Source organism: Roseomonas sp. CECT 9278 (genome assembly GCF_918698155.1).
Taxonomy (GTDB): Bacteria; Pseudomonadota; Alphaproteobacteria; order Acetobacterales; family Acetobacteraceae; genus Neoroseomonas.
This window is the reverse complement of record NZ_CAKKLX010000006.1, coordinates 12,042-25,346: the sequence shown is the minus strand read 5'-3', so window position 1 is coordinate 25,346 and position 13,305 is coordinate 12,042. Positions and strand designations below refer to the sequence as shown.

The following is a 13,305-nucleotide window of genomic DNA, read 5'->3' as shown; positions in this document are numbered from 1 at the left end:
GGTAGGGCGGTGGCCGCTGTCCAGGGGGTGTCTGCGCGGGGCTGCTCATGACCAGCCGAGGCGCTGCTGGCGGGTGAGGTGCTTCACGCCGCCGATGACGCGGTGGAGCTGTTTCAGCGCCTTGATGAGGGCGCGGTAGGCGTCGGATTGCGCTTTCGTTTCGGGGTAGGGCGGGAAGCGCGTGTGCCTGAGGCTTTCGGACAAATCGGGGTTGGGGAGCTTGTCCGGCGGGCCGTTCAGGGCCTGGAGGAAGCCGAGGCGGCGGATGAGGACGAGGAATTTCAGGCCCCGCAGACGCACGGCGCGGCGGCAGGCGCGGAAGATGAGGGGGGCGATCTCGTTCAGCGGGTGCTTGGGATCGTTTTCCTTGATGGCTTCGAGCAGGCGTTCCCAGAGGCCGGCATGGGTGAGGCGGCGGAAGTAGCGGGAGACGGTGTCGGGCTTGCCGTGTTCGGGCGGGAGGGCGCTCCAGGGGGCGGTGGTGCAGGCGAGGTGGAATATGGCGTTCATGCGGCCGCGGAGGTCGCCGATGGAGCGGCCGGCGGGGGAGCGGGGGAGGATGTAGGGGAGGAGGGCGAGGAATTGGGTGGGGGTGAGGGGCTGCATCGAAGGATAAATGCACACGGTCGCGGAAAAATCAATATTTTCCTATGTTCGGGCGGAGACTTGTCTTGTTCCCGTTACGGCTCAGCGCGGCTCGGCTCGGCCTCTTGATGTCACGCCGATGCGCCCGAGAAACTGGTGAAATCCAATAGGTTTCGTACTATAAGGAGCATGCAAATTGCTTACGGCGATAGCCTCTGCAGGCTGACGGGGACCCGCTGCAACAGTCAGGCGCTGTTTTTTGGGCTGATGTGGGTGGCTTCGGGGGAAATCTTGTGACGCCAAAAAAAAGTAAAGCCGACGCTGTAGAGATTGAACAACGTCCCGACGAGAGTGAAAAATCTGAAACGCCCGCAGCGATCGTTGATGCTATTCGTAGTATAATTGAAGAATTTGAAGTACAGCCAGTTCTATTTGTTGGAGCGGGAATCGCGAGGCGTTATATAAACGCGCCTGATTGGGAGGGGGCGCTGCGCTATGCGCTTGGTTTCCTTGGAGAAAGCGCTCCACCTTATACGTATTTTGTTCAGAAATTTGGCGACGATAAAGTCGAGATTGGGACTGCGATTGCAGCTCTCATCTTCGAGTGGGCCTGGGGTGTCGGCAAGAGCCACTTTGATCCTGTCCTGTTTGAAGGAACGGATCGCCATGTATTTTTGAAGGCTCTCATCGCAAAACGCTTAGTCGATCTCACGCCTGTCGACTCAAATAAACTAAATAAAGATTTTATCGCTGAGATAGCTGCATTGGAAGCGATTCGCCCACACGCGATTATCACGACAAACTATGACGCTCTTCTTGAGATGATCTTCAAGGGATACGAGCCTATAGTTGGTCGAGGAGTTTTAAAATACGACTTAAATTCATACGGAGAGATATTTCATATACATGGAATGGCAACCGATCCAGCTAGTTTAGTTTTGACTAAAGATAATTATAAAAATTGGCATAAGCAAAGTCGATATTTTGCTGCAAAATTATTAACTTATTTCATTGAGCATCCGGTGCTAATTTTTGGATACGGTCTTGGCGATCCGAATGTCCGAACTTTACTTCAGGATATAGGAAGAATAGCGGCTGACGATACGGGTCTTGTTCCGAACGTGGCTCAGATCATCTGGAGGCCAGAACTCAAGGCCGGTCCGAGCCAATCAGAGGTTGTCATTGACGACGAAGAAGACGGAAGACAATACCGGCTTAAGGTATTTAATGTATCATCTCTACTCGATATATTTAAAATTCTATCTGCAAGACATGAATTAAAACAAGTAAATCCGGCATTGTTGAGGTCGTTGGCGGCCAGATTAATGAAGCTAACCAGAAAGGATATACCGGGAGGAACGGTTGAGGTAGACTATGCGACTCTTGAAAAAGTAACGAACGATGACGTTCATCTGCCGCGAATGCTGGGACTTACGTTCGCGGATACAGACAACAAGACTCACCCGCTAACTCTTACTCAAGTCGCGGATGAATTAGGCTTGAAGGGATGGAATGCCCTTAATCCAATAATTAGAAAAATTAGGGATGAAAAAGGTGTAGATCTTCGGAGATCTGACAACGTATATCATGAGCGTATTAAGACTGGAAAAAAAGAATCATCCGCCGTACGAAAGTGGTCGCATGAGGCGGTCGATTTGTTCAGAGATATTATTTCTGGAAAAGCCTATAAGCTTAGAATTTAATTTTACGCTTAGTCGATGAGTTGGAGTAGTTGTTCCTAAGTTCTGATCGCGTCTTGGCTTACATTTTTTTACTTATAGATAGCCTTTGCGCGCTGGCTTAGTTGGCTGCCGCTCAACGATCCGAAGGTGATTGGCCAGCAGCGCGCGGTCGTCGAAGCGGTCGGATAGCGAGCCGTCGGCAAGGATGCGCAGAGTACCGGATTTTGGTATCGTGCCGCAGGAGGTCCGAAGCATGGCGCGCAACACATCCATTTCCCTCGGCGACCACATGGCCGATTTCGTGGACGGGCAGGTGAGGACCGGCCGCTATGGCTCTGCCAGCGAGGTGATCCGTGCCGGGTTGCGGTTGCTGGAAGAACGCGAGGCGGCGATGCAGGCGTTGGGCGATGCGCTCGATGACGGCCTGCGCTCCGGCCCGGCGCGAGAGTTCGATTTCGACGCCTTCATGGTGCGCAAGGGCCGCGCATCCGGCGCGTGACGCGCTTCTTCCTCACGCCGGCGGCCGAGGCCGATCCCGAAGCGATCTGAGACTATACGGAAGAGCATTGGGGGCGGCGGCAGGCGGAACGCTATGTCGCGGCGATCAGGGATGCCTGTCGGTCGCTCGCCGCGCGCGGCTATCCCGACCGGGATGCGAGCGATGCGCGGCCCGGCTTCCGGAAGGCCGCGGTCGGTTCGCACACGCTCTACTTCCTCCGTCGCGAGGATGGCGCACCGGAGATCATCCGCATCCTGCACCAGCGCATGGACGTGCCCCGCCACCTCTCCTGAGCAACAGTCCAAAAGCCCGAAGGTGCAGGAAACAGAGTTTCGTGCCGGGGTGCAGGGGCGGCGCCCCTGCGACGCCACCCCTCAAGCCGCGCGCACCGCCCGCCCCCGCGCATCATGCAGCGTCAGCACCGCAAGTGCCGCGCTCACGCTGATCATCCCCACCGTGATGAAGGCCGGCCCGTAGCTGCCCGCCACGTCCCGCCACACCCCGCCCATCGCTGCCGAGACCGCGCTGCCCAGCTGGTGCGCCGCAAACGCCCAGCCGAAGACGATGGCGGCCTTCTCCGGCCCGAAATGCAGCGCCGCGAGTTTCACCGTCGGCGGCACCGTTGCCACGTAGTCCAGGCCGAAGAATACCGCGAAGAGGGTCAGTGAGAGCATGTCGAAGCTGCTGAAGGGCAGCCAGATCAGCGCCAGGCCGCGCAGCCCGTAGTACCAGGCCAGCAGGATGCGGTTGTCGAAGCGGTCCGACAGCCAGCCCGAGCAGACCGTGCCGATGAAGTTGAACACCCCCATCATCGCGAGGAAGGATGCCGCCACCACGGCCGATACGCCCATGTCCCCGCAGAAGGGGATGAAGTGCTGGTTGACGATGCCGGTGGAGGACAGCCCGCAGATGAAGAAGGTCCCGGCCAGGATCCAGAACACCCGGTTGCGCAGCGATTCCCCCAGCACCGACAGGCTGAGCGAGACGACATTGTTGGCCGAGGCTGCCGGCGGCGGGACGATCGCCTTGGCGCCATAGGGGGCGAGGCCGACCTGCGCCGGCCAGTCGCGTGCGAACAGCAGATACAGCGTGGCGCAGATGGCCAGGCCGATGATCGCCGGCAGGATCGCCATGCGCCAACCGTGGCTCGCTGCCAGCGCCGCGGCGGCGGGCAGGAAGGTGAGCTGCCCGGCGGCGAAGGCGGCGGTCAGCAGGCCCATGACCAGGCCGCGGCGCTCGACGAACCAGCGATTGGCCACGGTGGCGGAGAGCACCAGCGCGACCATGCCCGCCGCGCCGCCCAGAAGGGCGAGGCAGGCCCAGACCTGCCAGGGTGTCGCGACCTGCGTGAGGCCGATGACGGCGATGACGGCGATGATGGCGGCGGTGGAGACGACCCGGCGCAGCCCGTGGCGGATCATCAGCGCGCCGGCGAAGGGCGCCATCACGGCAAAGAGGCAGAACATGACGCCCATGGCGCCGGCGACGGCCCCGCGGCCCCAGCCGAACTCCTCGGTCATCGGCACGATCAGCACGCCGGGCAGGCTGACGGCGGCCGAGGTGCAGACGGAGACGAGGAAGGTGAGGGCCACCATCACCCATCCGTAGTGGATGCCGCGACGGGCGAACCAGGTGGCGGCGGTGGCTGCGAACATGGCCGGCGTCCTTGAGGATGGGCACGCCACCGCGAGGGCGGATTGTGCGCGGCGTTCAGCTTTCATTCTGCAAGCTGATCCGCACAAGGAAATTCGCCGCCAGGCGCGCATGGGTGCCCTGCTGGCAACGCGCAGGCGCGGCGCCGGGTGCGCAAACCTCGGCGGTGCGCTCCGCGATGCGCCCGACGACGGAGGACTGACCATGCGCGCCATCCCGCGGACCTTCGGGGGCGCCATGGTGATCGCTTCGGTTGGCGCTTGATCCGAACAATATCGAAGCGGCTGTGCGGTGGCGCAGGTGCCGATCGGGCGAAGCTGCCCGCGACGCCCCCGGGGCGTTAAGATTGCCCTGCCTTACGGCGCATGGCGGCCGGGTGATGTAGGGTCGGCTGCGGCGGGGCGGTCCCGCCGGGGTGGCCGGCATGTCCTTGTCATTCGGTGATACACGGCCCGGCTTGGGCGCGTGGGTGGCGATCGGCAGCGCGACGGCCGTGCTGGTGGTCATCGCCGGCGGCCTGGCGTGGGATGGCGGGGCGGGGTGGTGGCAGCCGCTCATGGTGCTCGTGCCGATCCATGCGCTCGTGGTCCTGTGGATTTTGTGCCGGCGACGGGTCGAGGTTTGCGCCGATCGGCCGGAGGTGGTGATCACCCGCACCCTGTATGGCCTGGCATGGCGCCGGCGCATTCCGTTCCCGGCGTTCGGGCGCGTGGTCAGCCGAGGCGTCTGGATGCGGCCGCGCGGCGGCAGCCCGTTGGCAGGCACGCCGGAAGGCGATGCCGTGTTCATCAAGTTCGATCTGTCGTTGCGGCGGGGCTGGCGCGGCCTGCATGTCGAGATGATGAACGACGTCGCGTTGGCCGAGGCCCTGGCGCTACTGCTGGCGCGGCGCATCGGCGTGCCGGCTTCCCGGCGCGACTACGCACGCCGCGTGGACGGGCTGGCGGTGTGGCGCCGGGGCGCGCGGGAGGATCTGGGCTGACAGCCCGTCAGGCGTGCGCGAAGGCGTCGGCCAGGCTGTCGAACATCGGCAGGCCGTCGGTGCCGCCCATCAGCTCGTCCACCAGGTCCTCGGGATGCGGCATCAGGCCGCAGACGCGCAGGTTGGGGGAAAGGATGCCCGCGATGTTGCGCGCCGAGCCGTTGCGATTGGCGGCGTCGGTCGCCTCGCCGCGTTCGTCGACGTAGCGGAAGGCGACCAGGCCTTCGCCTTCGAGCCGGTCGAGCGTCGCGTCGTCGGCGAAGTAGTTGCCGTCGCCATGGGCCATCGGCGCGCGGAAGGTGGCCCCCTTCTGCCAGCGCGACGTGAACGCCGTGCCGGCGCGTTCCACCCGCATGCGGCAATCCATCGACAGGAAGCGCAGCGTCGCGTTGCGCAGCAGCCCGCCAGGCAGCAGGCCGGCCTCGATCAGGATCTGGAAGCCGTTGCACACGCCCAGCACATGGCCGCCGCGTGCGGCGAAGTCGCGCACGTCGCGCATGATGGGCGATTGCGCGGCCATGGCGCCGCAGCGCAGGTAGTCGCCGTAGGAAAAGCCGCCCGGCAGGACCACCAGGTCGAGGCCGGCGGGCAATGCCTCGCGGTGGAACAGCATGGCGGGGTCGCGCCCGGTCGCGCGCTTCAGCGCGGTGCGCATGTCGCGTTCGCGGTTGGTGCCGGGGAAGGTGATGATCGCGGCCTTCATCGGAAGTGTCCTCTGCCTTCAGCCGCCGGTCGCAACGCGCAGCCAATTGAGCCCGCCGAGCAACAGCGTGGTCGCGACGGCGGCGATGGCGGCGGCCGTCACCCAGCGGTTCACCGTGCGCTTGCCGCGTTCGACGATATTGATGCGCGGGCGCGGCTGGGTCGTGGCGATGCGGTCCTCGCGCCAACGCAGCCCGACCGAGATCAGCACGGTCAGCACGAGCATGGCGAGGAGGCTCGCCTTGATCATGTCAGGCGATCTCGACCCGGTAGGATTCGATCACGGTGTTCGCCAGCAGCCTGCGCGCCATCTCCTCGGCTGCCGCGCGCGCCGCGGCGGGGTCGGTCTCGGCCAGGTCGAGCTCGATCACCTTGCCCGCGCGCACATCCTGCACGCCGGCGAAGCCCAGGCCTTCCAGCGCCTGGCCGATCGCCTTGCCCTGCGGGTCGAGCACGCCGGCCTTGGGCATCACATAGACGCGCGCCTTCACTGCATCACCTCCGGACCGGACATGTCGCGCGGCCCGGCCTCGGGCAGGATGCCGAGGCGGCGCGCCACTTCCTGGTAGCCTTCCTCGACCTTGCCGAGGTCGCGGCGGAAGCGGTCCTTGTCCATCTTCTCGCCGGTCTTGGCGTCCCACAGGCGGCAATTGTCGGGGGAGATCTCGTCGGCGAGGACGATGCGCATCTCCTCGTTCTCCCACAGCCGGCCGAATTCCAGCTTGAAATCGACCAGCGTGATGCCGACGCCGAGGAACAGGCCGGTGAGGAAGTCGTTCACGCGCAGCGTCAGCGCCACCATGTCATCGAGGTCCTGGGTCGCGGCCCAGCCGAAGCAGGTGATGTGTTCTTCCGCCACCATCGGGTCGTTCAGCTGGTCGTTCTTGTAGTAGTATTCGATGATCGACCGCGGCAGGCGCTGGCCTTCGGTGATCCCCAGGCGGGTGGCAAGCGAACCCGCCGCGACGTTGCGCACCACCACCTCGAGCGGGATGATCTCGACCTCGCGGATCAGCTGCTCGCGCATGTTCAGGCGGCGGATGAAGTGGGTCGGGATGCCGATCTCGTGCAGCCGGGTCATCAGGTATTCGCTGATGCGGTTGTTGAGCACGCCCTTGCCGGTGATCGTGCCCTTCTTGGCGCCATTGCCCGCGGTGGCATCGTCCTTGAAGTACTGCACGAGAGTGCCGGGTTCCGGCCCCTCGAACAGGATCTTGGCCTTGCCCTCATAGAGTTGTCGGCGACGCGCCATGGCGAAGAAATTCCTTGTCGCCGCGCGGCCGGGGGGCCGGGCGGACTCCGGGCGGGGTATAGCAACGGACGTCCGGGGTGACCATGACGGACCGGATGATGGCTGGGCTGCGCGCCGGTCAGGCCACGGGCGCGGGCAGGACGAGCGGTGCAAAGCCGCCCGGGACGGGGCGCCCCGCGCAGAAACGCCAGGCCGCCCGGCCGCGGTCATCGATGGCGACCAGGCTGGAGCACACCGTCCCGAAGCCCGCGGTCGGCGCGATATTGAGCATGGCGGCCGCGCCATCCACCGGGTCTGGCGTGTCGTCCGAAAGCAGCCTCTCCCAGGCCCCCCAGTCATCGAGTGCCGGGTCCGGCGGCGCCGCGGACCGGAAGGCCGGCAGATGGCGGCGGATGCGGGGGCTGTGCTGGTCGTTCGGCTCATGCGCGGTAACCATCGCGACACCCTCCGGCAGTTGCTCAACCTCGACCGCGCCGGCGCCAAGACCGCGCAGGAAATAGGCGTGCCGCGAATCGGCGACGACCATGTTGAACGGGCGCCAATCCTGGCCCGGGAGGGCGGCAATGCGGCGCGCAGCGGCGGCGGCATCGGCCTGGGCGGCGGCGACCAGCGGCAGGTCGCCGCGCGACCGCTTGCCCGGCGCCGGTCCCAGGCTTCCAGGCCGGTTCAAGACGGCAGCCACGACACCGCGCGGGCCCAGGGCCATCCAGGTGCCGCCGGCGCTGCGATCCCGCCCGCCGACCACGCCGGGCCGATCGGCCCACCATTCCCGCGGCGGATCCCAGGCGCGATCGAGGCGTTCGTCGCGATTGGCGGCGAGCAAGAGCGGCCAGGCATGGCCCGGGCGGTGCAGGAGGATCACGGTGCACATGCGCGCAGGCTGGACGCCACCGCGAGGCACCGCAATGGCCGCGCCGAAAGCTGCGTTGTTGGCGAATTATCTTCAGCAGGATCGCTCGCCAGCCGGATACCATAACGATGAACGATCGTGTCGGCGGGGGCGCGCGTCATGTGCATCGGTTGCTTCGGTCGGATCATGAGGCCTTCGACCCCACGCAGGTCGGTGTTCGGTGTGGCGGCAGCATCAGGCCTCCTGGCCTGCGACGCCGTGACGACGCGAACCGGAGCCGAACAGCAGACAACCGCGCGGCCAGCGCCCCCGACATCCTGCACGGCGAGCCGCTGGATTGACGCCCACTGCCACATCTTCAACGCCCGGGACGTGCCGGTGCGTCATTTCCTCCAGGCTGTCCATATCCCCAATGCCGAGACGGGGCTGGAATCCGATCGCCGGCGGATCCAGGTGCTGAGAGCCATCGTCGCCCGCCTCCCGCAGACCGTCGAATTGATGCGCAGATCGGCCATGGACGTCGATGCCGAGATCGCGAACTTCGAACGGTTGAGTTCGCGACCCACCGAATTCGACGCCGAATTCTTCAGGTCGGCCCCGACCCGCGCAGGCAATGTTCCGCCGACCGGCCTTGACCAGCATATGCTCGGAACGCGGCTTGCGATGCTGAGCAGCCTAAGTGGAGCAGTTGAGCCAGGTAGCGGGCAGGGCACTTTGACTGGAGCATTCGGGAATGCGGACTTCCGACCGCAGTTCTTTGCGCCATCATTTGTTGATTATGATACGTGGTTGGTTCCTCCGGAGGACAAAGAATATCTTTCAAGTCCGATGAGCAAGCAGATTGAAGTAGCGAACTTGCTCGGTAAATGCCTTGCGCGCAGCACAGGGGCACGAATCGTTGTGCATCCTCTGGTCGGATTTGACCCGGCGCGGCAGGTCCGCCACGGGGATGCGCTGGCGGTCGTGCGCGATGCGGTCGCGCACAAGGGCGCAATCGGGGTGAAGGTGTACCCGCCGATGGGGTTTCGGCCCCTCGGCAATGGCGACCGCAACGCTGGGCCGTTTGTGGATTTCCTGGAGACCGCGATCCGGAACTTCGGCGCGCGACTCGATGACGCGCTCCTCGAACTTTACGCCTACTGCAACGATGAAGATGTGCCGATCATGGCGCATTGCTCGCCGTCGCAAGGCCGAGGACCAGGCTTTGTTCAGCGAGCGGCACCCGAACTGTGGCGGCCCGTACTCGATCGGTTTCCGAAACTGCGGGTAAACTTGGCGCATTTCGGCGGTGTTGCAGGAGAGGCAAGCCCACCTAGACGAGGGAATGAGCCCGAGCAAGCCTACGAATCAGTACGCCGGCTGTACAATCTACGGCCGCAATGGGCGTGGACCATCGCCACGCTAATGCGGGACTATCCGGGCCGTGTCTACTCAGATACCGGGTATTTTGCGTCCGTCTTGAACCGCTCGGACTGGAGCAGTATCGGCACGCTGCATCAGATCTTCGATGCAATTCCTGAGACGTCCAGGTACCTCATGTATGGCTCGGACTGGAACGTTGTTGCCGCCGAGGAGCGCATTGACGAATATTCCTACAGGCTGCGCGGCGCGATGGCACCAATCATGCAGGATCCGGTAGGCCGCGAGAACTTCGCCTGGCGGAACGCTGCGCGCTTCTTCGGGCTCAGGACCGGGGACAAGGCTCGGCGGCGACTGGAGGCAGTCTACCGAAGTTGGGGCGTAGAACCGCATCGGCTGGACGTGTTCAATCCGATCGATCCGAAGAAGCCGTTCTGCATCGACCCACGCAACGCCGGCATCTGCGCGGGCCCGTCCGGTGCCGATCCTGCTGCGGTCGAACCCGCCCGACCGCGCTGACGGCATTTCCAGCGGCCCTGGCTTTCCAAGAGGCCTCCGGCCGCTTTGGCTTCGCAGGCATCTCCCGGCCCAGTGCCTTCATCTGAACGAGAGATGCCCCAGGATCAGAACCGAAAGTTCAGCGAAACGCCCGGCGGACCATAATACACGGGCGGCGGCGCGTAATACACCGGCGGCGGCGGTGCGTAGTACACCCGGGGCGGCGGTGCGTAGTAGACGCGCGGCGGCGGCGGTGCGTAGTAGTAGCGCGGGGGCGGCGCGTAATACGCGCGCGGCGGTGGACCCCAGCCGCGGCCGTGATGGCCGCGCCAGCCATCGCCAGCGGTCGCGATCGACGGTGCCGCCACCGCGCCGACCGCAGCCAGGGCCGCGGTGAGGCCGACAATTCGAAGATTGATCATGGTCCCGATCCTCCTCATGGCCGATGTGTTAACGCGGAGGTACGGCGGAATAACGGCGATCACGCCTCAGGGCTGCCACGCGGCGCGGCGGGTTATCCCGCGATGCGGCGCAGGGTCATTGGGTTCCGCACGCGGTCTGGGCGGTGGCGGTCCGAAGGCCCGGACCTCGGCGCCGATGCTGCGCGGGCCGCAGGCGCGGCCGCGGGTGCGCGCGTGCCGGCTGCGCCCCGCCATAGCCCGGGAATCGGCGCCGGGCAGTCGCGGAATCGACCCCGGCAAGCCGGTTGCCCCGGTCCGCAGAACGCAGGAACCGCTTCGGCATCAGGGCCGCGGCCGGCCCTGGAGAGGCGCCCGGCGCGCGCCGTCCCGGACGGTCGCTACAGACGTTTCCGTTCGCCACGGCTCACTGCAACGCCTCTAGGCCATTGGTTTTGCGAGCATCTACACCCGACCAGATGATTCCATCCCATCGGGATCTGCTCTAAGCCTCGCCGAAAACCCGGGCAAAGACCGTCTCCACGTGGCGGAAATCCCGCGCGGCATCCATCGCCGCATCGATGGCCGCGGCATCGAGCCAGCGCGTCACCTCGGCATCCGCTGCCAGGTTGGCGCGGAAATCCCGCGCCCCGGCGCTGCCCAGCGCCTGCCAGGTCGCCATGGCGGCGCGCTGCACGGCCGCATAGGCGTCTTCGCGGCTCATGCCCGCCTGGGTCAGGGCCAGCAGCACCTTCTGGCTGTGCACCACGCCGCCCAGCGCATCCAGATTGGCCTGCATGCGCGCCGGGTAGATGGTCAGCTTCTCCATCATGCCGGCCAGGCGCATCAGCGCGAAGTCCAGCGCGATGGTCGCATCCGGGGCGATCACGCGCTCCACGCTGGAATGGCTGATGTCGCGCTCGTGCCACAGCGCCACATTCTCCAGCGCCGGCGTGACGTAGCCGCGCACCAGTCGCGCGAGGCCGGTCAGGTTCTCGCTCAACACCGGGTTGCGCTTATGCGGCATGGCGGAGGACCCCTTCTGGCCGGGGTGGAAATATTCCTCGGCCTCGCGCACCTCGCTGCGCTGCAGGTGCCGCACCTCGGTCGCCAGGCGCTCGACGGCGCTCGCCACCAGCGCGAGGGCGCAGAAGAAGGCCGCATGGCGGTCGCGCGGGATGACCTGCGTGCTGACGGGTTCGACCGCGAGGCCCAGGCGCTCGGCGACGAAGGCCTCGACGCGCGGATCGACGCTCGCGAAGGTGCCGACCGGGCCGGAGATGGCGCAGGTCGCGACCTCGGCGCGCGCAGCCACCAGCCTGGCGCGGCCACGCGCGAATTCCGCGTAATGCCCGGCAAGCTTCAGGCCGAAGGTGGTCGGCTCGGCATGGATGCCGTGGCTGCGCCCGACCGTCGGTGTCATGCGGTGCTCGATCGCGCGCGCCTTGAGCGCCGCCAGCACCGCATCAAGGTCGGCGATCAGCAGGTCCGCCGCGCGCGTCATCTGCACCGCGAGGCAGGTATCGAGCACGTCCGAACTGGTCATGCCCTGGTGCATGAAGCGCGCGCTTTCCCCGATTCCCTCGGCCATGAAGGTCAGGAAGGCGATGACATCGTGGCGGGTGACGCGTTCGATCTCGTCGATGCGCGCGACCTCGGCGTCGCCGATCGCGGCGGCGCGCGGGGCGCCCTTGTCGCGGATCGCCTGTGCCGCATCGGCCGGAATGGTCCCGAGCGCGGCCATGGCCTCCGCCGCCAGCGCCTCGATCTGGAACCAGATCCGATAGCGCTCGGCAGGCGACCAGATGGCCTCCATCTGCGGGCGGGAATAGCGCGGGACCATGGCGGGCTCCGGAGGGCAGGGTGCGGCGCAGGGTTTGGCGCGGGCCCGTGCCCGGCGCAAGCGCCGGGCCAAACATTCCATTCGGGGTTGCCCACCGCGTGGACGAACGGTAACCCTACCGCCCGCTTCATGCCTTTCTACGTCCTGGGAACGTCCTGACCATGTTGGAAATGCTGCCCGAATGGCTCCAGCCGCTGGCGATGGTGCTGTTCATCGACATCGTTCTCGCGGGCGACAACGCCATCGTGGTGGGCATGGCGGCGGCCGGGCTGCCGCCGGACCAGCGCAAGAAGGCGATCTTCTGGGGCATCGTGGCGGCGACGGTGATGCGCATCGCCTTTGCCTCGATCACCGTGCAGCTGCTGAGCATCGTCGGCATCGTCCTCGCGGGCGGTGTGCTGCTGCTGTGGGTCTGCTGGAAGATGTACCGCGAGCTGCGCGACGGGCATGGCGACCACAGCGACGTCACCGAGCAGCATGAGGGCGCGGCGGCACTCGAAGGGCACGCCACGCCCGGCGCGCCACGCAAATCCCTGCGCCAGGCGATCACGCAGATCCTGATCGCCGACATCTCCATGAGCCTCGACAACGTGCTGGCGGTGGCCGGCGCGGCGAAGGACCATCCCTACATCCTCATCATCGGCCTGGCATTCTCGGTCGTGCTGATGGGCGTGGCGGCGACGCTGATCGCCAACCTGCTGAACAAGCACCGCTGGATCGCCTGGGTCGGCCTGCTGGTCATCCTGTATGTGGCCGGCGCGATGATCTACGAGGGCACGCACCAGGTCGCGACCGAGGTGCCCGAGGCCTATGCCTACCTGTTCCTGCCGCTGGGCTTCCTGGCGCCGGGCGTGGCGGGGGCCTTCTCGGTCTGGCTGTGGGTCGGTGCGACCCTCATGCAGATGGTGGTGTACAGCGCGGTCATCGCGCTGGTGGCCGGGGCGATCCGCGACGCGATGCGGCCGCGCGCGAGTGCCTGACGCGCAGCCCCTGGGCGGGCCC

The 13,305-nt window shown here is 65.6% G+C and carries 14 protein-coding genes and 1 pseudogene; 6 read left to right on the top strand and 9 right to left on the bottom strand.

Going from position 1 to position 13,305, the window contains the following annotated elements; genetic code table 11:
- Positions 1-45: 45 nt before the first annotated feature.
- Complete coding sequence (locus LQ222_RS05670) at positions 46-606, bottom strand: transposase (protein ID WP_230165055.1); 561 nt, start codon at positions 604-606, stop codon at positions 46-48.
- A gap of 248 nt (positions 607-854) precedes the next feature.
- Between LQ222_RS05670 and LQ222_RS05665 the strand changes: the two genes are divergently transcribed.
- From LQ222_RS05665 to LQ222_RS26340, 3 genes and pseudogenes are all read left to right on the top strand, one after another.
- The gene (locus tag LQ222_RS05665) at positions 855-2,288 is read left to right on the top strand and encodes an SIR2 family protein (protein ID WP_230165054.1); all 1,434 of its coding nucleotides are present in this window, start codon (positions 855-857) and stop codon (positions 2,286-2,288) included.
- Between the two features lie 232 nt (positions 2,289-2,520).
- Positions 2,521-2,766 (top strand): type II toxin-antitoxin system ParD family antitoxin, encoded by a 246-nt coding sequence (locus tag LQ222_RS05660; protein WP_230165052.1) that lies wholly within the window; start codon positions 2,521-2,523, stop codon positions 2,764-2,766.
- 62 nt (positions 2,767-2,828) lie between these two features.
- Positions 2,829-3,059 (top strand): annotated as a pseudogene (locus tag LQ222_RS26340) (type II toxin-antitoxin system RelE/ParE family toxin); the annotation flags it as partial.
- 81 nt (positions 3,060-3,140) lie between these two features.
- On the opposite strand, the gene LQ222_RS05655 reads toward LQ222_RS26340, so the two are convergent.
- Entirely contained in the window at positions 3,141-4,421 is a 1,281-nt protein-coding gene (locus LQ222_RS05655; protein WP_230165051.1) for an MFS transporter, read from the bottom strand.
- A gap of 422 nt (positions 4,422-4,843) precedes the next feature.
- Between LQ222_RS05655 and LQ222_RS05650 the strand changes: the two genes are divergently transcribed.
- Positions 4,844-5,401 (top strand): hypothetical protein, encoded by a 558-nt coding sequence (locus LQ222_RS05650; RefSeq protein WP_230165049.1) that lies wholly within the window; start codon positions 4,844-4,846, stop codon positions 5,399-5,401.
- 7 nt (positions 5,402-5,408) lie between these two features.
- Here the strand turns inward: LQ222_RS05650 and purQ are convergent, their stop codons facing one another.
- The 5 genes from purQ to LQ222_RS05625 form a co-directional block, all read right to left on the bottom strand.
- Complete coding sequence (gene purQ / locus LQ222_RS05645; protein WP_230165047.1) at positions 5,409-6,104, bottom strand: phosphoribosylformylglycinamidine synthase subunit PurQ; 696 nt, start codon at positions 6,102-6,104, stop codon at positions 5,409-5,411.
- 18 nt (positions 6,105-6,122) lie between these two features.
- On the bottom strand, positions 6,123-6,353 hold the full coding sequence (locus tag LQ222_RS05640; protein ID WP_230165046.1) for a hypothetical protein: 231 nt from the start codon (positions 6,351-6,353) through the stop codon (positions 6,123-6,125).
- Position 6,354: 1 nt separating this feature from the next.
- Entirely contained in the window at positions 6,355-6,594 is a 240-nt protein-coding gene (gene purS / locus LQ222_RS05635; RefSeq protein WP_230165045.1) for a phosphoribosylformylglycinamidine synthase subunit PurS, read from the bottom strand.
- Positions 6,591-7,355, bottom strand: a complete 765-nt coding sequence (purC, locus tag LQ222_RS05630) for a phosphoribosylaminoimidazolesuccinocarboxamide synthase (RefSeq protein ID WP_230165044.1) — start codon at positions 7,353-7,355, stop codon at positions 6,591-6,593. Before purC ends, purS begins: the two co-directional genes overlap by 4 nt.
- Before the next feature lie 118 nt (positions 7,356-7,473).
- Positions 7,474-8,226 carry an NRDE family protein gene (locus LQ222_RS05625; RefSeq protein WP_230165043.1) on the bottom strand — a complete coding sequence of 251 codons (753 nt, stop codon included), beginning with the start codon at positions 8,224-8,226 and terminating at the stop codon, positions 7,474-7,476.
- A gap of 357 nt (positions 8,227-8,583) precedes the next feature.
- On the opposite strand from LQ222_RS05625, the gene LQ222_RS05620 reads away from it, so the two are divergent.
- On the top strand, positions 8,584-10,083 hold the full coding sequence (locus LQ222_RS05620) for an amidohydrolase family protein (RefSeq protein ID WP_230165042.1): 1,500 nt from the start codon (positions 8,584-8,586) through the stop codon (positions 10,081-10,083).
- Positions 10,084-10,187: 104 nt separating this feature from the next.
- Here the strand turns inward: LQ222_RS05620 and LQ222_RS05615 are convergent, their stop codons facing one another.
- Both LQ222_RS05615 and purB read right to left on the bottom strand, forming a co-directional pair.
- A complete protein-coding gene (locus LQ222_RS05615; RefSeq protein WP_230165041.1) occupies positions 10,188-10,484 on the bottom strand; it encodes a hypothetical protein in 297 nt (98 codons plus the stop codon).
- A 481-nt stretch (positions 10,485-10,965) separates the two neighbouring features.
- Positions 10,966-12,303 (bottom strand): adenylosuccinate lyase, encoded by a 1,338-nt coding sequence (gene purB, locus LQ222_RS05610; RefSeq protein WP_230165040.1) that lies wholly within the window; start codon positions 12,301-12,303, stop codon positions 10,966-10,968.
- Positions 12,304-12,464: 161 nt separating this feature from the next.
- On the opposite strand from purB, the gene LQ222_RS05605 reads away from it, so the two are divergent.
- Positions 12,465-13,283, top strand: coding sequence for a TerC family protein (locus tag LQ222_RS05605; protein ID WP_374202155.1), 819 nt, complete (start codon positions 12,465-12,467; stop codon positions 13,281-13,283).
- Positions 13,284-13,305: the final 22 nt, after the last annotated feature.